Genomic DNA, 22,936 nt, shown 5'->3' with positions numbered 1-22,936 from the left:
TCTCGGAGATGCTGAGCGGTTCCCTGGAATCGATGAGATCATCCCGGAAATCTGGGCGATGACATCTGATCTACGCAGTAGGATCTTCACCGATAGAAACTTCTTTCAGCGGGTGAAAACACTCTATGAGCAGCATCACGACCTTGATCTCGACCCTGCCACCGAGGAGCATCTGCATCGCCTCTATCAGGATTTCCGCCGAACCGGCATCGACCTTCCGCCCGAAAAACAGAAGCTACTCAGGGACATTGACAAAAAAATCGCCGCCCTGATTAATGATTACCAAAATAATGTATCGGCGGCGATGAAGGACGCGGCGCTCCACGTCACCGACGTCGGCAGTCTGTCCGGCATGACGCAGACGCAGATCGATGCGGCGAAGTCCGCAGCCGAAGCCCGGGGCCTTGCTGATGGGTACATCATCGAACTCACCCCCGCCGCCTCCGGTAACTATCAGCCACTGCTCACGGTGCTGGACGACCCGACGCTGCGCGAGCGGCTGCATCACGCCGCGACCGAAATCGGCCGGGGCGCAGAGCATGACAACACTCATATTGCTGTCGAGGTGACACGGCTGCGCGCCGAACGCGCACACCTGCTCGGCTATCCTGATCACGCTGCATTCGCCACTGAAGACGAGCCCGTCAGTCCGCAACAATGGTCTGCGCTATTGGACAAGCTCACCCCGCCGACAGTCGCCGCGGCGAAGGAGGAGTTGGCACAAGGCGCCGAGTTGCTGGGCCTGGAGCGGCTGGAATCGTGGGACGCACCCTACGCTCGCCGCCTCGCTCTCGCCGGCTCCGAGGGCAGCACCGATGGCGCGAACACGCGGCTCAGCGAAGAAATACAGGAACACCTGGTGCTCGATCAGGTACTCGAGGACGGGTTCTTCGGGTTCGCGAAGACATTCTTCGGTCTGACTTTCACCGAACGCCAAGATATCCCGAAGTTCCACTCAGATGTCCGCGCGTTCGAGGTAACCGATAAGGGAGGAGAAAAGCTGGGACTGGTTTTGTACGACCCGTTCACCAGACCGGGGAAGCGTGCCGGAGCGTGGACGCAGGGGATCATCAACAAGTTCGCACCGACCGGGCAACTCCCGGTATGCGTCGTCACGACGAATTTCGCCAAACCGCAACCCGGTAAGCCGGCCAAACTGATCCCGGACAATGTCGTCACCGTGTTCCACGAGTTCGGGCACGCCGTGAACATCAATGTCGGCGACGGCGTTCGAGAGCTGCTCGGCAGCCGCAAACCACGCAGTTGGGCCGAGTTCCCGGCTCAGGTGATGGAAATGTTCTGGTCGCGTCCGGAGGTTATCGGCAAGTACGCGAGGCATTTCGAGACAGGCGAGACGATGCCATCGCACCTGATCGATGCGCTGCTGGCATCCAAGCAATCCCGCATGGGCGTTGGTACCGCTCGCAACTTCGGCTACACAGTTCTCGATCTGCTGTGGCATCTGCGCACACCGGACAACATCCCGTCAGGCACCGACCTCCAGACGCTGGTCCGCAATCTCGAGGACGCCGAACTGGCACGGTTCGGGCTCGATCTGCCGTACGTCCTCGATAGCCATCCGTTGCAACATTTCGGCCACATCATCGGAGGGTCCTACGGCGGTGTCATGTATGCCTACCCCGTCGCCGACATCCTTGCCAAGATGGTCGTCAAGGCGACCGAGGCGCGCATCGAGCAGCACGGATTCACCCGCACTGTCGGCGACTGGATGCGCGAAGCCATCTTCCGCCACGAAGAGATCGGCCTGCGTTCGATCATCGAGGGATACCTGGGAGACGATCCGGACGTCGGCCCGTACCTCGAATCGCGCGGAATCGCCGCCGACCGGGCGCCTGCCACCGCCGAGGCCACTGCCCCCTCGACAGTTGGCGCGCAACTTCGTCTGGACCGGTTCCGCGCCGCTCTTCTCGCCACCTTGGCGGCCGGTGCCGAAACCTCCGACCCCGAGCAGACGCTGGCCACAGCTACCCGAGAGCAGATGGTGGATGCCCTCGAGTCCCTCACCGTGCGTGAACGCGGGGCGCTGCGACTTCTGCGCTCGGGCCGGTGGATCCCACCCGAGCGGCGGGCCGCGATCCTCGACGAGGGGATCCGGACTGCCGACCGTTTGACCGCCGTCCTCGCCGACCGGCAGTCGGCATCGGATCCGCGCACGGCCGCGATAGCCGCGGCGAGCGTGCGGCAATTGCAGGACGCCATCGCCCGGCTGGGTACGCAACAGCAGCAGATCGTGGTGGGGCTGCTCGACCGCGGCGTACCGCCCGCCGTGATGGCGCGCCAGTTGGGCCTCGCGGAACCCACCGTCGAGTTCATGGTGCAGGGCGCCGTCCGCCGAATCGCCGGCTACCTCACCGGCACGGTGACGGCGGCCATCCCGCCCATGCCCGCGCCACAGGAGGACCCCGACGAGACAGATTCACCGGGCACATCAGTACCGACTCAGCACCGTGAGACCGCGTTTCAACGAGGGCAGCGCCTCGCAAGCGAAGAGCACCAGACGGTCGTCGACGCCGCTGACGAAGGAAACACCGCTCAACTGGACAACGTCCTGCGCCGACTGAACGAGCTTTTCCCGCCCCGTCGATCGCCAGGCGGCGCCGCCGGACCGACGCCTCGGGGAGACGTGTCGTCATTCGACCGCACCTTCGACCAGCGCGAAGCACTTGGCCTCTCCTCCCGGCAAGGCCGCAGGCCATTCCGCTCCGGTCTCGGCCCGGACGGACTCGACCCGTCCACCTTCTTCTACAACACGCCCGATGCCGAGCCACCAGGTGATTCCCGCCCAGCCGCGAACGGCCCCGATCCGGTACCCGAACCAACTTCGGGTGACCGCACCGATCAGAACGTGCACACCGGGGCTTCGGAGCCGGTACCCGTGCAGGAGCCGAAGGAGGTCGGCGAGGTAGCGGTGCGCGTCCTCGAGATCGGGCAGCACGATGACGCTGAGCGTCTCGCCGGGGAAGTCACCGACCTCGTCAACGACCTTTTCGAAAACGGTTCCGGTTGGGCAGGTTTCCGCAGCGAGACGTTGGAGCTGCTGATCGGTGAGCTGGTGAGCAAAATCGCGCACGACCCGGTGGCCGAGGGCACTGTGGTGGTGACCTGGTTGTGGACGGCAGACGGCGTCGAGGCCGTCGGTGTCGAGGGTCGGGTGCGCGGCGTCGGGGGTCTGGTGCTCGTCGCCGACGGCGCGCAACCGAACCTTGCCCCGGTCTACGCCGACAATCATGGGGTCGAGTACGGACCGCACGGCTACACCAGGTGGTTGGTGCTTGGCGATGGGTCCGAGGCTGCGGCGAACCTCGTGGCCGCACTGTCGGATCGCGGATCCCGCGTGACGGCTCGAAGCGCGGAACTGACAGTCGAGCCGAATCCTGAATGGGTGCACACCGATTACGCGAACGCGGCGCAATTCGGCGTAGATCGGTTGGTGGCCGTGCTCGGCTCGCCCTCCGACGGCTTGGCTGTGACGCTGGTCGATGCCACACCGGTTCAGATCTTGTTCCGGGCCACCGTTCCACACGAAGATTCCGCGCGGCTGGGGCAAGCTTCCGACGAGCCGGTAGTCGCTGAATGGGACGAACTGGACCGAATCCAGCCACGGAGCACGACAGTACGGTTGTCCCCTGACGATCCGCACATGGCCGAGAACGTGCTGGCGTTGATCAACCACGCGGTGCCCGAGTGGCCGGAAGAATCCCGCTCCGCGGTATCGCGCACTGTTCGTGATGCGGTCGCCGCCGCCGCATCGAGCACCATCGTCGAGATACAGACGAAGCCGGACGAACCGCTGGGCCTCGAGGTGACGATTGCGCACGACACCCGTCGCGACATTCCGGCTGAGCTCGTCCGGGTCCTCGAGATCGGAACCACCAGGTGGACAACCGATGTGACACCAGGATCCCGGCGTGTGGTTCTCGACTTCCGTCGAATCGACGACGCGGTGATCATCCCGCCCCGCGACGCGGCGCTGCCCGCAGTCGACGATCCGATCGTCGACTCGCAAGTCATGGACATCGACCCCCGGCGCGGACGACCGCCTGTCCAAGCACGCAATGTAGTGCGCAATCTGCTCCCCGACCGCGCCGTCAGCCGCGATGCCGGGACAGCGATGAACCTCGCCCAGTACATGGTCCAAGACGTGATGAACAACTGGCAAGAAAACACCAGGTTCACAGCGCGAATTACGCAGTCCGGATTGCTGACCATGGAGATCGTCCGGGACCACGCCGGAATCGGGACGATGCGATACCGCCAGGTCGTCTTCCGGCCCTTCGGCGGGGAGGAACCCGACCTCACGATTATCGACCGCGTCGTCAGCGAAACAACGCTCTCCGCCGCTACGCGACAGGCGCGCACCAAGATGGCGCAGCACGGCTGGACAGATCCCGGCCAACTCGCCGCGGCCGAGACAGTGTTGTCACGGCGGATTTCCGAGTTCGCGGCCGTGGCTGCCGATGCCGGACCGTGGCGACTGAACGTGTTCGTCTCGGGCGAGCCGGGCAGCAAGGTTCTCACCCTGACTGTCAAAGGCCCACGAGACGTCGAGGCGACAGTGACACCGCTGGTCGAACTGTTCCAGCGCACGGTGAACTCGGCACCGAATTCGCCTGCGGCGTTGGCGTTCTACCGCAACAGTTGGCTGGTCGATCTACATTGGTCGGCCGGGAGCGATCTGACCGCGAACGCGAGCGATATGTTCGACGGAGTCGACGCGTTCGCGCGAGGCGAGCATCTGTTCCCGGCAGACGATGACCCAGTGCAGGTATTGGCCAAGCCCGCCGAGCTCGTCGATCGCATATTCGGCTCGATACCAGCTGAACTCGTCCGCGCCGACGCCCGGCAGGCGGCGACATCTTTGACGATCGGCCTTGTGGACAGCCTGGTGGCGGGGCCCCGCGGCGAAGCCCTGCTCACCGGCATGGTGACGATGGGCACGGACGGCTTGGAATTCCGTGTTGCCGTGGCCGACCGCGTCCCGAGTGACGGCCGCACCGGGCAGGCACACCACTTGCCTACGGCGCATCTGGCCACGCGATCGGGGACACAACAATGGGGCGGCGGCTCGATCACGTGGGCCGCAGTGGATTTGCGTCCGGGCGCAGAGGAAACCGACACCATTGGTATCGATCCCGCCGTGGGTGAGCACGGCCCGAGCGAGCCTGGTGCGGGACGAGCAGGCCCGGCGAATGTTCTCGACGCGATCGCCGACGCCCTGGGTGAAACTCGACCGGCTCCGGTCGCCGGCGACGACGCAACCGGCGCTCCGGCCCGCCGCACAGACGATGTGCTCGCCGAAATCGACAATGTGGCACCTCCGCTGGCGCAAGGCGCGACGCCCACCGACCCGAATCGACTCGGGTCGGCCGTGTCGCCGACTCCGTGGACCACACAGCTCCCGAACACCGCGCCCGCGACTGCCGAATTCGGCGAAGCGGAACGCGCACGCTCGGAATTCGAACAACTGCTCGGATTGGAACCTGACTGGCTCGACCACCAGGAATTGATTTGGCATGCTATGGAACTAGCGCAATCCGAGTGGCGCGAGATGACTGCGGAAGCGCGAGACCGCGCGATCGAGCATGGCACGCTCGGCCGGATCGGAGACTGGGTCGCCCAACGAATCGGATACGACCGCGATATGTGGGCGGCGATGTCGCGAGGGGTTACGCCCGACGAACGCGAACGGTTCTATATCCGGCTGGGTCACCTGGACGACTGGCTGAAGAACATGCTGCGCTTGGACACTTCGAGCACGCAGTGGCGCGAGCCGTCGAGTGCGGACCCCTTCGCGGAGTTGCGCGACATCGCCGCCCGGATGCGCGCAGCGGGGTCCGCATCGGCCGATGTGACACGGCTCGTCGAGCTCGCCGAGGGTCTCCTCGAGGCGGATGCCGGCCGCCACCTCGGCGCGGACCCGCTGCTCGACGTCATCCGTGCGGTGAACCCCTTGGCGCCGAGGGCGACCGATGACGGCGATGATTCGGCGTATGTCAACTGCGCGGATTGCGCGATTGTCACCGACCGCAATCTCGACGGCAAGAACTACGTCGCGTCACCGCGAAAGACCTGGGCTCGTACCTATTTCGAGGAAGGGCAATTCCGGTCGCCGTTCATCGATGCGCACTACGCGACTACATTCCGGCCCGTGACCAGTCTGGTCGACCTCGAGACGGAGTTGGCGGACGGAGGACATCTCGCCCGGGGCATGCTTGCAGTCCGCAAGGGCGAGGCTGACGGGCACGTACTGAATGTGGTCAACGACCACGGCATCATCCGCTACGTCGATGGACAGATCGGCCGTGACATCACGACCGACATGAGACGGGTCGTAGAGCAGCTGCCGGAAGGCGATCGATCGGTCGCCTCGGACGAGTCCTACGAGTTCTATTTCCTGAGAACCGACGAGCAATTCACCGGCCTAGTGGCAGGCACCAGAGGCATGGCCAACGATCTCGAGGTCAACGCCTACTGGACTGATCTGGGGGCCGTGCCGAACGAGGGCGAAGATCGAACACCCCCGCCCGCAACAGAATCGGGTACAGCACTCACCAACTTGGGCCGATCCTCTTCGGGCTCATCGTCGCCGAATCCGTGGAAACAATCCACGTCCAGGGAGCCCGCATCCAGCGAGTCGAAACCCGCCGCTCCCGCACCGAATCCCGAGGACGGCCTGCCACGGGCACAAAGCACAGCCGGCGCCGAGGACGGCCCCTCTGGCCAACCGAGCCACACCGAGCCGACAACTCCATGGAACGCTGTACCCCACCCAGCGACACAGGTGACCGAAGATCCGAATCCGGCCGACCCGCGGTCGAACCCATGGCAGCAAGGCACCACTGCCCACACGCAGCCTGCCGCACAGGCACCCGGTCCGGAAATCGTCGGCCCGCGCCGTGGGAACGGCGCCATGCCCCAGGGCGTCGAGGAGATCGCCGACGCACTCGAAGCCGCGCGTCAAGCCGTGGCCGCCCGGCTTCACCTCGACCAAGAGCTCGTCGAACCCGCCACACTGTTGCGGGCGATCGCCCCCCTGCAACACGAGTTGCGGGGCATGGACGAGCTGGAGCGCGGCATTGTGGCGGGCCGGGCGAATCTCGACCGCTTGCTGTCGGTGATCGGGCCGATGGTCGAATGGGCGCGGGACCGGGCGGATGCGGAGGCACGGCAGGCAGTCGAACTGGCCGAGCAACTGCGTGACCGGCACAACCAGCTCGGCGAAGAACTCGCCGGCGTGCTCGGGATACCACACCTGAGCACCGACTCGCCGCCGACGGCGTCCGAAGATCTGCTGACCGAACTGCGACAGCTCGTCGAGCAGTCGCAGTCGCCGGCACTCGCGGAGTTCGTCGACGACCTGGATCGCTTCCTGGACCTCGCCTTCGCCGCCATGAGCACACCGCGCCCGGATCAACCGGACACCGTGGCGCTGCCGTCGCAGGCCGAGCAGGAGCTGGCGCGGCAGGCGCTGCGGAAGGCCGGACCGAATGCGACAGCCGCGTGGGTGACCCGGCCCGACAACATCTACAGCTTCCGGACGTCCAGGTGGGAGATCGGCAAATGGTGGCATCGGTTGAGCGCGGACGAACAAGCCGCGATGGTCACGGTGTACCCGCACGAGATGAGCGCTCGGGATGTCTTCACCAGGCAGATCTCCGGCGCCGCGGGCGAACGATCTCTGAAGCTGCTCGTGCAGAGTTTGGCATCGCGCCCCGAGTCGTCCCTCGACGACACCGAGCGCCACCAACTGAAGTATGCGCTGGGTTTGTGGGACGCACTTGTGCAGGCCGAGCGCAGAGCCAAGTCCGGGTTCGAGGTGCTGCTGCTGTCGTTCGACCCCACAACTCTGGTGAGCCGAGTCGGGTTGGGACTGCGAGTATCCGACATCGATGACGACCGGTTCTGGCATCTGCGGATAGGCCCGGACGATACATCGCGGGTGGACCAGCTCTTCCAGCCCGGCCCGGACCACGACGAGATGGCCGTGCACCCGGGCCGTCGGAGCGAACATCCTCTTTTCGAGGTGAACGTCGGCCCACTCGGCGCGGAGGGCCCGCGGCTGACCGATGCCGAAAAGGAACAGGCCGCCGTACACGCGGCCAAGGCCATCTCCGCATGGTTGACCCAGCGTGGCTGGCGCAGCGCCGAGCACCTCCGGACAATCCCCGCAGCCGCCGCACAGCTGGCCCGGCAGTCGATGGAAAACAGCACCGGCCAGGTCACGATCAACGCCCCAACCGTCGGACGGACGGCCCTCGGTCAGCGCACCTTCGTCGTCGAGGTGATCGACAACAATCCCGAAACTCCCGCAGTCGCTGACCTCGCCGCCGCCCACAACGCCGACGATGCGGGGGTCGTCCGCTTGGAGAATCGCAAGGCGACCTGGCTGAGCTTCGACGAGTCGATGATCTACCGGCTGTTGCCCTACGGAGTCGCCGCTGACGAGCTACTCGGCGAGAGGGCCGTGCGGAATCTCGGCCGCACGGACCCAGGATTCATCAGCGCGCGTATGGCGTTAGGCCGTCTGGGATTCTCCGCGGAAGACGCGCCGGCATTCGAGGCCGCGCACCGCCCCGAGTATCCCCAGCCGCTGCCATGGCCACCGGGTGTGGTCGGCGCGATTCCCATTCTGATGCCCGACAACTACGCCGCGGCAGCGGTAGCCCTCACAGAGGATTTCCGTGCGATCGGCATCGGTGTCATCGAGAACAGGCCGCCACGGTCAGACTACGGTGACGAACCCCGGCAGAGCCGGTTCGTCAATGACGAGGAATGGGCGTGGATCCAGAGTGTCGGTGACGAGAACCTCGCGCGTGACGGCGTCCAGTTGGCGCCCCTGTTCCAGTCCGTCAAAGATGCGGTCGGCGCGGCGATGGACACACTGCTCCCCGATCCCCTCGACGAACCGCTGATCCACGTCACGATCGACTGGAGCAACCGCACCTTCACCACCCAGCTGCGACAGACCGACGGCCTGACCTTCTTCGGCCCACCGGTGCACGTGATCGACGGAGGCTGGATCGCGCGCGATGGCATCGTGCTCGCGGTCGCCACCGTGCCGACCAACGGCGAGGATCACACACCGTCGCCCGCAGCAGAATCAGGCAATGCACCCCGCGACCCGGGGAACTCCGTTTCGGACTCGTCTCCCAGTGAGCCGACACCACAATCAACGCCCTGGCCAGGGACGCCCGCGGACCCGAAACCCACAGCTGAGTATCCGAAAGAAGCCCGAGCCGAGATCCAGGAGCGCGAGCGGGAACTCGGCATCACGACCGATGCCCAGCGAGCACTCGCGGCGGCATTGCGCGTGGAGGACGTATACCGGACGACCGCATTCGCCGCGGGTCAGGATCCCCGCGAAATCTTCGGACCAGAGCGGTGGCTAGGCCATCTGGAAGCCGCCAAGATCGCATCGGACCACGGAAACCAGCCTCTGACTGTGCCTTTCCTGTTGGATGTGCATCGAGCGCTCGTGTGGAGAAAGTTCCCTGATGCGGCAGGGACGGTGGAGGCGCGGAAGAATTTCAAGCGCGCCATCTTGACTCATCCCTTGACGGAGTCTCAGATCGCGGCAGTCGCCAAGAACCCCCTGCTGACCTACGTACCGCCGGTGGACCTCCGCCCAGGAATCCGGATCGTTCCGGCAACCGATGGCGTGCCGGGCGCGCGCCAGTTGACAGTGCTCGATTCACCGCTGACCGAACAGCAGATCGCAGATATCACCGCCAGCCGGCTGGAGGGGTACGCGACAGCCGAGACGATCGAGGCGCTCGAGTACGAGAAGATCATGCGGTACGGGACGATTCTGTATCCCGTGTTCGGGAGCGAGGCCGACATTCTCGCCGAGCTCGAACAGTTGTGCCTCTGGTACAACAATGCCAAGGACGATCCGCAGCAAGACAAGGTCGAACTCGCGGCGACCCTCCAGTGGAAGCTCTGTTCCATACACCCGTTCACTGCCGACGGTAACGGGGGAACCACGAGAGAGCTGCTGACATGGTCCTTGTTGAACTCCGGCCTGTCACCGAGTGCGATCGAGGAGTTCGACGACGACTTCTTCACGCCACTGCCGGTGTGGGTGGAGAAAGTGCGAGACGGCATCGCTCGATACGACGAATGGTCAGCAAGGCTTGACGCTTCAGGACCGCACATTACGCCGGTGACATTGATGGATCTCGAAGGCCATCAGTCGCGCTACCGCCAACGCTTTGGTGACCGTGTGCCATTCGTTCCCGGCGAGGAACAAGACAAGGGCCGAGCAAATCGCCTGTTCGAACTGCTGGCTGAGCCACACACCGACACCCCCCGCAAACGGGCCGCGCTAGGCGATTCGCCCACCGAACCGGCAGGGGCGTCCGCGACTCCGACTCCGTGGAACACGGTGCCCGGCAACGCGACACAGGTCCACGGCGCTCTGATCCCCGCCGACCCCGAGAAGGGCGGCGCTCATGCCCGCTCGACCTCGGCCGATTCCGACGGGCGCCCTTCGGAATCAGAGGAGCGGCCATGGGGTCGGCCCCCCGCCCAGAAAGGCGAGCTCGATCAAGCGCGCGCGGAACTGACGGCGTTGCTGGGTATCAACAAGGGACTGCTGCCCGAGGCGCGGCCACTTCTGAAAGCACTGGCGCCGCTACGTAGCCTGTTGCATTCACTGGACGAGGAAACCTGGCAAGCGATTCGTGAGCAACATCGGGCGGACGAGATCCCTGGTTGGATCGGCCTTCAGATCACCGCCAATGCCGTGACATCGAAGCCGGACCTCGATCCAGGCCAGCGCGAGCATTGGATAACCCAGTTGGAATCCCTCGAGCGCAATCTGCCAAGGCTGGTGGGTGTGCCGAATCCAGGTTCACGGTATCGGGCAATCCTGGGTGCGGACCCGCTCACAGGATTGCGTCGCCTGAGTGACCTGACACCTGAATCATCGAGGCTCGCATCGCTTATCGATGCTATCGAGATGTTCTTCGATCTGGATCTGCGAGCCGAACTGCACGGGGAACAATATATCGATGCGCACGACATAGCGGACGCGTTCGTATATCGGCACCCCTACACCATGATGTCTGGACTGGACGTATTCAGGTACGACCAAGCTCATGCATTCGCACAAACCTTCCATCACCTCCTGACCCGTTACCCGATACAACTGCCCACAGTGGATATCAAGCGAGACGAGGAACTGCAGGACGTTTCTGTCCGCGTTACCCCGTCCGTCGATGACGGGAACGTATCCGCCGACGCGATCGAGTTCTCGATCAACCCCGATGCCGCCGATGCCATGTCGATAGATTCGATCCGCCGTAAAGTCGCCTACGCATTCGGCCGGGCGGTGGTCTATTCGGGACGTTGGCGCGCCGAAGCTTATGCCATCCGCAATTTGAGAGCATTAAAGGCATACATCGGAATAAGTGAGGCGGCGCTCGGTTTCGGCGAGTGGCTGCGAACACAATTCGATGACATTCATTTCCGCAACGACGGCTCGCTGGACTTTCGGACTGCACTGCCGGACTCGTTCGAAAAGGTCGAGATGGATGATGCGAATACCACCGCCGGCCATCGAGTACTACATCGGACTCTCGTAGATCAGGCCAAGCTATGGGATGGACGCAACGACGCCGCGCTCGGCCGCCCTTCGACCGCCTTCGAGGAAAGGCTCGATAAAGTCAAAAACGAGCCGATCAGAGAGCTCGAGATCGAATTCGGCCTCGAGCTGGACGGATTCCGAATGAAGGATGTGAAACCACAAACCATTCGAGACTTCGTCGAAGAATACCGCTACTACCACAGCCGGTTCGGCAATCTCGGCTTCGTCAAGATCGAAATCGTCCCCACCGGCGACGACCGCCAGATGGCCGAGGTCTATCCCACTGACGACGGACTTGTGCTGAGCTGGAGCGAAAGATACGCGATCAACAGGGAACTCACCCGTTACGCCAACGAAGACAGCGTCGATAGCGGCTGGTACGCCGGTCCGCGCGATGAACCGTTCAGGCGGACCTTCAGCCACGAGATGGGTCATGGCATGCAGGCGTACCCACACGGTGGAGACAAGAACCTGGAGCTATTCGAGGCCCGCGCGGATCATGACTGGGCAATGATTCTCGTCAACCTTGCCATGGAATACATCGAGAAGCACGCGCCGAATTATCTGGTCGACTTTCAGCGAGTGGCGGATTCCTTCATCACGATCACTTCGACAAGCCCGATCGACGGGCAAATGCGCGCCGAGTTCGTCAAGCAATATTTCCAGCAAACCATTCCGCAACACGAAGCCGGATTTGTTGCACATATCAACTCTTTAGTGGGCGAGTTCAGTGGCTACAGCTACAAGGCGGACGCCACCGACAGAACGATCGATGACCTGAACCTCCCCGAGGCATTCGCCGAAGCTCACACCGCACAAAGGTGGATGGAGGCGAACACGGGCCAGCGATTCTTCGCCACCTACCTGGCGACTGAGGCACAGGCCGAGACCGATCGCAGACGGGCCCGCCTCGACGGCGATCCGGCTTCGAGTGGATTAGCGCCGACACCGACCGCACCTCAGGCTCCCAGGAACGTCCGGCCCAGAGCCGGGGCGAAGGCCACGCACCATTCCACCACCCCCAAAGCCGCTAGGCCCGGAAAGGGCGGCGTCCAACCGAGCCCGACATCGGCCGAGCCCAGCCCTGACGCCGCGGACTCATGGGTGTTCCCGAGCACGCAGGTCGCCGACTCCTTTATCGGGTACTTCACCCATTTTCAACTACTCAACGACTTGAACGTCGTCGAAGCAGCGTTGACACTTGGACTTCCGACAATGGATCTATTCGAGTACGAAGCAGAGCCGCCGGAAGAACTCACTATGCTCAGAATCTACGATGCCGGCCTCCACCGAGCGGGCCCGTGGAACGTCCTTGCTACTGCTTGGGGATACACCTATCGAATGGCCCCCGAGGGCGAGGCGCCACCCGACTCCGCGGACTACGCGACGGTGCACGACTACACCAAGGCAATCCGTCTCTACCACCGGATGAGCCAGCCGGATTTCAGTTCACGACTCGACAGGACATACGAATCGATCAGAAAGATAGAGGCGGGGAAGAATCGACCAGGGATCGCCTTCTTCTTCGATCTCCGGCAGGAGTACCAGATCCCGATCGAAACCCTCGTCGCCGCACTCCGCAAATACTACAGCGACGACTTCGCCGACGAGTTCCGCACTATGGCCGACCCATCTAACAACCCGGCCGAGGCATGGGAATTCAAACATCGGATCGCTCACGACAGTGAAAATAGGCCGGTATCGGCCGACTACGATACTGTGCACGAGTTCATCCGCGCCATCCGTCTCCATCATCGATTGAGCCAGCACGACTTCGGAGATCCGCTCGGGATAACTGAAGGGGAAATCGCCGACGTAGAGAACGGAACCAGCCGTCCAGGCGTCGAGTTCTTCCTGAAACTCAGACAGGAGTACCAGGTCCCGGTAGGCACACTCGTCGCCGCGCACCGCAAGTACTACAACAACGATTTCGCCGACGAGTTCCGTACTCTGGCCAAGGCATCCCCAGTATTCCCTCCATTTGATATCGCCACATCATTCGACCGGTACCTGCCCCACTTCCGTCGACTCAACCGCCTGAGCTTTTCCGAAGCGGCAGCTGCCCTAGGACTATCGCCTGCGACAATGAAGGGACTCGAGCGAACAGGGCAGTTCAGTCCAGAGCTCTTCATGCTGAAGATCTATGATAACGCGCTCCATCGTGCCGGCCCATGGAACAAACTGGCCGAGGCCTGGGGATACAACTACTGGATGGATCCCCACGGTGAAACAGTGCCGGATCCGCACAGATACGAATCAATACAGGACCATTTCAAGGCAATTCGGCTGTATTACAGAATAGACCAGAAGGAACTCAGCAAGCGAGTCGGTAGGCCGACCGCAGGGAGAATCGAGAGAAATCGAAGCAAACCGTTCCTCCGAACCCTTCGAGAGATTCGCGACGCCCTCGATCTCCCGAACGAGACACTGGTTGCGGCGTTGCAGCGCTTCTACTCTGCGTCCCAGACCGAAACAGACGACGGCGCCGAGGCTCGTGCATTCTGGGACTTGATTGCCACGCGAACGGGATCCGACGACGAAAAGGCGGCTCGCAACAGGATCGTCGAAGGATACTATTTCGTCGCGGAGGTGGAGGCGCGCCGCTGGGACATCCCCGGTCAACCCCTTCACGACCTGGTCCAGATCGCACATGAGGCAATAATTCGTGCGACTCGAAACTTCATTCCCTCACGTGATTTCGTGCACACCGCGTGGTCGGCGGCTCGACACGCCATGCTTCGGACTTACTTCGAGGCCCGGTATCCGGATGCGACAACGCGCAGGCTACTTATCAAGGTCGGCAAGTACATTAATCAACGAACGGAAGCGACAGCCACGGTTCCGGATGCGGCCGAAATCAGTCAAGCATTGGATGTCACGCTTGCCGAAGCCACCGAGGCAGTCCGAATATTCGGGCTGGGAGAGGACTCGCTGCACGCGCCGATCGGTGGCGCCGACGACCGTCAGCGCGACATCGTCGCCCCAGTCGTGGAATCACTCGGTATCGAGTTGCCCGAGGCCACCCGAGAGGCTATGCGGGATGCCCTCTCCGATCTGCCCGAGCCGGATCTGGCGGAAGCTGTGGTGCTCCTTCACCTGGTCGGTGACATGGAAACCGACACGGTAAGCCGGCTCCTGCGGATCACACCGGACCTGGTCGACCAACTGAGCGCTGAAGCCGTCAAGAGGTTCCGGCCGGTGTTTCCCCGGCCGGAATCAGATCACACCGATGAACCCGATGTGGTAGAGGCCGGCGCGGAGGACCGCGACGCGAACCCCGGCGGGGCGAAGGGGCTTGGCGCAATGCCCCAGGGCGAGGCTGAGGTCGCCGACGCCTTGGGCGGGATCGACAAGCGGCGCGCCAAGGAGTCCTCGGACCCCGCAGTCCACGGTTTCCGCCCCGGCCCGGACGTACTGAACCGGTTCGGGCCCAGCGATCCCGGCCATTCTGCGTTGCCCGGCACGAACCGGGCCACACGTTCGCCGGCCAACTTCACCGAGGCGAAGAACCGTCGGCCCGGTGCGTCCAACGACCTCGACAACACGGCCTTCGGTCCGCAGCAAGGGCTACACGACCAGGATGGTCGACCCGTCGCGGATCTCGCTGCACCCGAGCAGGCCGAACGTCTGGCGGGGGAAACCCGATGGGCTAGCGGCGTCAGTCAGAAGGGCACGTCCCACGCGCGCAATAAAGACGCGATGGTGGTCGCGGAGTTCGTCCGAGACGGGAAACCGGGTTTGGTCGCCGCGGCGTTCGATGGGGTGGGCGGGGCGCCGGCCGGGCATCGTGCGGCCCAGGTGGCGGCGGTGGAACTCGGCGCGTTCCTCGAGGAGAAGTGGTCGCGGGCACGGTTCGGACGCAAGGTCAACAGGGAGGAGCTGCTGAGCGAGGCACTGCACCATGCCCACCTGAAGGTGCAGGACCTGGGACGACGGCCCGAGTTCGCTGATTACGAAGACAATCCCCAATGCACAGTGGCCGTCACGGTCGCGGAACTGGATCGCTTCACCGTCGGGTGGGTTGGGGACAGTCGAGTCGGGTGGGTGTCCGCCGACGGCAGGCACGCTGTGTGGTGGACCGACGACCACTCCCCTATCCAGATGTTCGCGAAGGCGAATCGGATATCCGAGCACGAGGCAGTGCGGCAAAATCCGTCGCTGGAAAATGTGCGCCACGTCATCGAATACGCGCTCGGGAGGAAGATGCCGTCGGAGGCGGACGAGGCGGACTTTCCGGTTGGATACGTGAAAACCGTTCTGGTGTCAAATGATATCGACGCGCCCGTCATAGCCGTGGACGGGACGATCACCGTGCCGCGCGGTGGCTACGTGGTGGCCGGCACCGACGGTGTGGTGAAGACGATGTCCAGCATCGAGGCGCTCGGCGTGGCTGTCAGCCGTCATCCCGGCGACCCGCGCTCGATCGCGGACGAGTTGGTGAACCAGGCGGCCGGCAGGGGGGAAGTGGATGACATCACCGTCGTCGTCGCGCGCGCACCGCTCCCGCAAGGGCCGCGCAAGCAGCCATTCGGCCGCGGAGGACGGGACTGGCTCGGCCGTTTGATCGGTCGCGGAGCCGAGCCGGACGGAACCGGTTGGCACGGTGCGGACATCGACCCCGCTGGGCCGCCGGGCCAGGCAGCGCCACCTCTCACCGCGTCTGCGAGGACCGCGCCCCCGATGCCCGCGGACCCGGAACCCACAACCGAGCGTTCGAAGAATGCCGGATCATTAATTCGGGAGCGCGAGCAGGAGCGCGGCATCCCCACGGCATACCGCAGCGCCACCGGAAGGTTCTTACGACGCATCGAAGTGACTGTCGAGCAGGGCCACCCGGAACATGTCGGGCACGCTCGTCGCGAGGTGCGTGAAGTTATGCACGGCTGGCGCGATCTCGATCAGATTCGCAACGCGGAACTCCTGGTTTCGGAGCTGGCCACCAACGCCTTGGACGCTGCTCGTGGCAACGGAACAGTGGAAGCAACAGTGACCGGAGTGCCAGGAGCCCGTCGGCTGCGGGTCACTGTCACCAACGGCCGTCCGCAACCGCAGCCCGTCACCCGTGTCGGTGAGCCGGTGAAGGGCGGCTGGGGCATCGGGATACTGAAGTCGCTGGCGCACAGATCCGGGTTCCTGAAGGACGCCGCGGAGGGGTCTACGAAGAATGTGGTCTGGTTCGAACTCGACGAGTCGAAGGTCGGGCCCTGGTATTCGGCGCCGGGGGCCATTGCTCGGAAGCCCGCCGCAATACGACCCGTCACCGACGACCCGAAGCTGAACTCCGTTCTCGACAAGATCTACGAGGCTGTCGGCGACCCGAACCGAACCGGGGACGGCACCCTCATGGATGCGATCCGAAACGAGTCGGCCACGGGCAAGTCCACACGCGGCAGACGGCACAGCATCAAAGCCCGGGAAGCGATCCATGTCCTGCAGAAATGGCTGACCGGCACAACCCTGGCGTCGCAGCGCGATAGAGACCTCGCACATCAGCTGATTCGACAGCTCGAGGACGCGCTACAGCCCTCAGGCGCACCGCGTGCCATCCGGCCGACCCCCTCCGCCGCGAGACGGCGGTACTCCGGGCAAGCACCCGCGGCGATGGCGAATCCGAGGAAGCGAAGCCCGGATCTGACATTCGCGTACGGCGAAGGTGAGCAGGACGGCACACACGCACACGAGCTGCCAGGGAACGGCCGCAAGGTCGGCGCTGAGCCAGCGGTCGAGCCTCGGACCATCGAACCCGGTGCCGCCGCCGACCAATTCCGACGGGCCGACAGCACTATGTCATCGCCCCCGCAGGGCACCGGGCTTTCCACTCGGCCCCCCACCGATCTCGACCTCGCCTATGCGGAGGACGCATTACGCACGCTCGCCCGCGATGCGAGCGCGGCGGATCTGCTTCTCGACGCCGGTTCAGAAGGTGACGTCGTCGCGATGGCACGCGATCGAGCGACGGCCAACGCCACCTGGTGGCATTCGCTCGACCCCCACCGGCAAGTGGCGATGGTGCTGGTACACCCCACCGAAGTCGGCAATGCCTACGGCATCCCGGGCGAGGTGAAGGATGCCGCGAACCGGCTGGCGCTCGATCGCGAACTCGCGGCGTTTCTTGCCCGTCGCCCGGAACGTCTCGGCAGCGGCCAGCTGGTCAACCCTGAATTCGGGCCCAACGAACCACAACAGCTGCGCAATATTCTCGACGCACGCAAGGCCGTGGCGCGAGCGGATCAGCTGGCGGCATCGGTTCCTGAGGATGTCGTCGCGCCGACAGTCCACCTGTTGGCATATGGCGACGGCGAATTCGAGATCGGATTCGGTGATACCGATAGTGCGACGTCGATATCGCGGCATGTATTGGACCGCAACACAGATTTGTCGTCGTTGGTCGAGGATGTGGCCTACGCGCACAACCACCACGAGGCGACCACGCGGCGAGCGCCGGGAGAACCCGTCGCCTCGATCATTTCGCACCGACACGATATTCCGGGCGAAGCGAAGGTCGCGGCAGAAATCCATGCACGGTCGATCACGGCAGGCGTCGCGGGCTTCCACGCGGGACGCGAATACGCGGCACAGCAACCCGACGGTGCTCCGATACCGAAGACGCACCTGTTCGGCTACGGCCCGAGCACGGCCATTGTCAGCGCCGCCGCGCGCGGTCGGCTCAGCGGCGCGATCCACACCCTGACGCTGGCGGATCCGCCCGGAGATCGACAGGTGGGCAGCGCATCGGAATACGGTGTCGCACACGTATCTATCGTTCGCACGGAGTCGCGGCGACCGCGAGCAGTCGGTGGTGGTTTCAAGCAAACGCGCGGCCGCGGCCCGGACACAAGATTCGGCGGGCGGCGGACGAAGCTGGCTCCCACGGCGGGGCGCTCGGTGCTCGAGCGCTATCTGTCTGTTGAACCCGACACCGGAGTTCCGTCGGCATCACTTCGCGTCTTCGCCGGTATACCCGCCGGCAGCAGCACGTCATTCACCTATTTGAGTACGGGAGCGACACCGGCTGTTCGCCCCCGTCTGAACAAGCCGCGATTGCGGGAGCGGTTCGCATTGGGTTCCGCCCATCTGAAACGGGAGCAGGGCACACCGGACAAGACGTCGTACGGGATCGTGCAAGTGGTGTCCGCCCGCGAGGTGGCTGCCAGTTTCTCCATGGTCGACGACGGTTCCGGAGCCCATCACGCGTTCAGTCCCGACGCCGTAGCCGCCAGCAACTTCCGGTCCCTGCATGCTGGGATTCTGCCCAACGCGTCCGCAGCCACAGCCGACGAGACGGCTCTGGCGCAGAGTGCCTTCGATGAATCCGGCGCGGTCCGGACCGCAGCGGACCTGGCACACGGCGACTACGCCCAAGACGAGGTGCGCGAGCGATCCGAACAGCGTGCCGAGGCGAACTTCCGGTGGTGGCACGCACTGACCGACGATCAGCGCAATGCGGTGTTGCGGGTGCATCCGGCCGAGCTTGGCAATGCCGACGGTATCCCCTTCGCCGTACGGGACGGCGCGAACCGGTTGGCCATCGCCCGTGACCTGGCCGCGTACCGGGCTCGCGTCCCCGAGGGCGCTGCGGTCGCGGTATGGCTGCGTAAGCAGCTCAATGGCACGGAACTGCTGCATCTGCGCAATTTGGTCTATACCCACGGTGCACTGGCGAAGGCCGAGCAGAAGGCGCGGTCGATGGAACCGGTTGTGCCGGCGCCACCGGTTCAGGTGATGGCCTACGACGCACTCGAGTTCGGCGGTGCCGGGCGGATTGCCCTCGGGTACGGAAATGCCGATACGGCCGCGGTGGCACTGTGGCAAATCCCTGGAATCACCACGACGCTGCAACGGCTCAACAGCAGATCGACCAATTCGTGGAACCTCTACGAGGTGGCAGCGCGGCTGGATCCAACCCTCGATATCCTGTCGATCGCATGGCTGGGATACGACGCGCCCAGCGGTGGAAAGATGATGACCGAGACGATTTCGCCCCAGTCCGCTATCGACGGCGGACGTTTGCTGGTGCGGGATGTCGCAGGTTTCCATACGACCCGCAGGCTCCAGGCCGACTTGCCCGGCGGCTCCCCGCTGCCGCTGAACCGGCTCTACGCGCACAGCTACGGCTCCACCACCACGGGCTACGCCGAGGCCGACGGCGGACTGGACGGCAACGTCGCCTCGATCACCTACCTCGGATCGCCAGGCGTGCAGCAGAAGCAGGCCGATGGCATCCCCGAGAAGTATGTGGCCGCGAGCAGCCAGGACCCGGTGACCTGGCTCGGGTCGAGCATTCCTGACCGACCCGGGCGATTCGCCGGCCGCGGACAGGGGCGGGATCCATCGACAGTCGCCGGAATCCACCGGATACCGGCAGAATTTCCGAACACGCCCCGGTTCTCCGACGCACTGCGCACCCATCGCCAGTACTGGCAGTTCATCGACCCGATCTTCCGGATTCCGACCGAATCACTCGGCTACTTCGGTCTGATCGCGGTCGGCCGCGGCGCCGAGGTACCGCATGCACCGCATCGGCTGAGCATCGAAGACCCGACTTGGCTGCAACGCCAGATTGCTTCTCCACGTATTGATCCGGAGGCAGAACGAGCCGCAGCCGCCGATGATTGGTTCAGTTATCGCCCCCCGGTGGAACCCGCTTCCACCCCGACCGGGCGCACGGCGCAGCATTCACCCGCCGCACGGCCCCCGGCGCTCATCGGCACCATGGGCGTCCCCGACCCCGACGAGCCATTCGACGGCAGCGGCAATCCGTGGGATCGCGACCGCGGGCCCGCGCGGGGGCGACGCGCCGTCGAACGGCTAGCTGAGCTGAACAGCGATGGGGGTGGAGCCTCCCGCGAAATCTATCGGCGCTCGGATAACGTCGGCGATGCGGCCGAGCTCGAGGCGAAGCTGGTGCGCTATCCCGGCTTCCACTATGTCGACGAACGGCCCAGCAACGAGCCCGGCGAGCCGACGGGCGCGGCGTTCTTCAACACCCCGCACCAATTCGCCTGGGAGCGCGACTGGCTCACCGAACAGAGTCCCCGGCTCAGCGCCCTCGCCGCGCTCACCTTGGCCGCATTGGAGGCGGAACGTCTGGTGGGTCTGCCCAATACGAGCTCGGGCCCGCTGCTATTCATGCAGGAGAGACACCGGCTGCCCGGCGAGATCCTGCCCACGTGGAAGTTCACGACCCTTTCAGGCGACCTGGCCAGCATCATCGGCGAGATCGCGCGGATCCTTTCGCTCGATGAGCTTCCGCAGTTTCCGTATACCTCGATCGTGGCGCCGAGACCACTGGAAGCGCGCGACATCACCCTGACGCTCGAAGCGCTGACCCGCGCCCAGCGGCCACGGTTCCTCGCCGTACCGAGGGACGGGGTGTACACGTACCAGTACCCGGGCTGCCGGTGGCATCAGAATCCGGAGCCGGACTACCTGCGCACCCGGCACCTCGCGGACATCCTTCTTCCCCAGATCATCTCCCGAACCCTTTGCACGTACCTGATGGACGACGTCATCGCGCTTTTCCAACGTCGCGAGGCCCACAAGCTCCTCGACAGCTATGGCGGACGCGTGTTGTCCGCCGAAGAGCGGATCGGACAATGGTTCGCGACAACGGTGACCAGCATGCTGGACGCCCCTCCCGAAGACGCCCCTCAGCTCCTTCGAGAGGCGCTGGCAGATCGCGGCAACGAAGCGATGTCCGTCGAGGATGGAGCAGTTGAGGATTTCGTTTCGGTAGTCGGCAAATTGCTCTCCGGCCACACCGATTTCGGCAGCTACTTGCATCATCGGGGGCTTCCAGAGACATCCGCGTACATCCGGGACGTACGGCAGGCCGTCGATCGCCGTCACCCGAATGGCACCGCCGCACGGGTGCCCCTCATCGCCACCCTGCTCGAACCATCGCACCAACAGCCGGTATCGATTGCTTCCGGCCCTGATGACGGTCGGCAAGTTGCGATGGATGGGCTCGCCGCCGGCCCCCAGGATTCGCTGCCGCCCGGCCCGCGCGAATCCCTTGCCCCGCAACGTCTCGACTTGACCGCTGAGGAGATCGACATACTCGCCGAGCTGGCGAAAGGTCACACCCTGAACCAGATCGGGTCGGACCATTATCTTTCCCGAAGTACTTTGCGCCTCCGCTTGAACGGCATAGCAGCAAAGCTCGGTACTGACAGTCCGACCGAATCAGTGGTGCGTGCGTGGCAACGCGGATTGCTGCACCACGGCAAGTCTCGCACGGCCACCGGCCCGGCAGTGTACCCCCGGTTTCGCCCTCTGGAGGTCGAGGCGCTCACCTTGATGGCCCAGGGGCTGACGAACGCAGACGTCGCAGCGCGGCAGGGGATCTCTCCGAGCACCCTGCAGGATCGTCTGGCTCGCATATTCGACAGGCTCGGCGTACACGGCCGGTTACCAGCGATCCTGGCCGCCTTGGACCGAGGGATCATCCATATCGCATCTGACGGTGCGGTGCCGCCCACCGTGCCTCCCGACGGTCGGGCAGACCAGCGCACACCGAGTATCGAACCCGCCGCCGCCCGATCAGCTCCCGGAACCATTGTCCGGCCGGTACTGATCACCGGCCCGGAGTTACCGGGTGAGGGAGCCGCGCGCATTCCGCGGCAGGTCCCCCACATTCCGATCCTCGGCATCGATTGTTCGACCGGGCGTGAGATCGAGATCGACCCGAGCGACGTCCACACGGTGACATTGCCGAACGCGCGAGGACACGGTGATGTGGTGTTCTTGCCGTCGACCCGCGACACCGACGACACGTTCTCTTTCTGGGCCAGCAGGCCGCGACGAGAGCACGAGCTGTACGTTCTAACGGCCTACCGGCGGCACGGGTCCGAGAGACGGTTCGAGTACGGACCACCAGAACACGCCGCATGGCAGCAGGAGGTGCTCGCGACCGGCAAGGCCCCCTTTATCGTCATCTCGCACGCCAGCCCGGATTTCTACAACATTCAGGTGCGGGCCGGCGACGTGTCGCAGGATGTGTTCGTGGACGGAGAGGCATACGGCAGGCTACTCACCAACAATGCCCAGTTTCTGGAGATGCTCGCGCAGGATGAATACCGAGCATTGATCGTCGGCTCCTGCAACCCCGCCCAATCCGGCAGCGCGACAGCCCAGTTCACAGCCAACTACTTGATCGACAATGCGGAAATGGATCGCAATATCCATTTCTGTGCCAGCTTGCTCCTCTGGCCCGCGGCAGGCGACACATCATGGCTGGCGGCCGAAGCCATCATCACCAAAACCGGCGCTCACCAGCCCTTGTTCGAATCCTATTGGGGTTCACCCTGGGGTGACTTCCGCGCGTGA

Annotated in this window: 1 protein-coding gene (only partly in view); it reads left to right on the top strand. The window is 64.2% G+C overall.

What is annotated here, in order from left to right:
- Window positions 1–22,936: the 3' end of a DUF2332 family protein gene (locus ACFXNW_RS15005; protein WP_379418252.1), read on the top strand. Its footprint begins 40,169 nt before the window's first position; only the last 22,936 of its 63,105 coding nucleotides appear in the window; the start codon falls outside the window, past its left edge; it ends in the stop codon at window positions 22,934–22,936.

Source organism: Nocardia sp. NPDC059180, assembly GCF_042754945.1.
GTDB lineage: Bacteria > Actinomycetota > Actinomycetes > Mycobacteriales > Mycobacteriaceae > Nocardia.
Note: the sequence above shows the minus strand (reverse complement) of the source record. Positions and strands in the feature narration are given on the sequence as shown.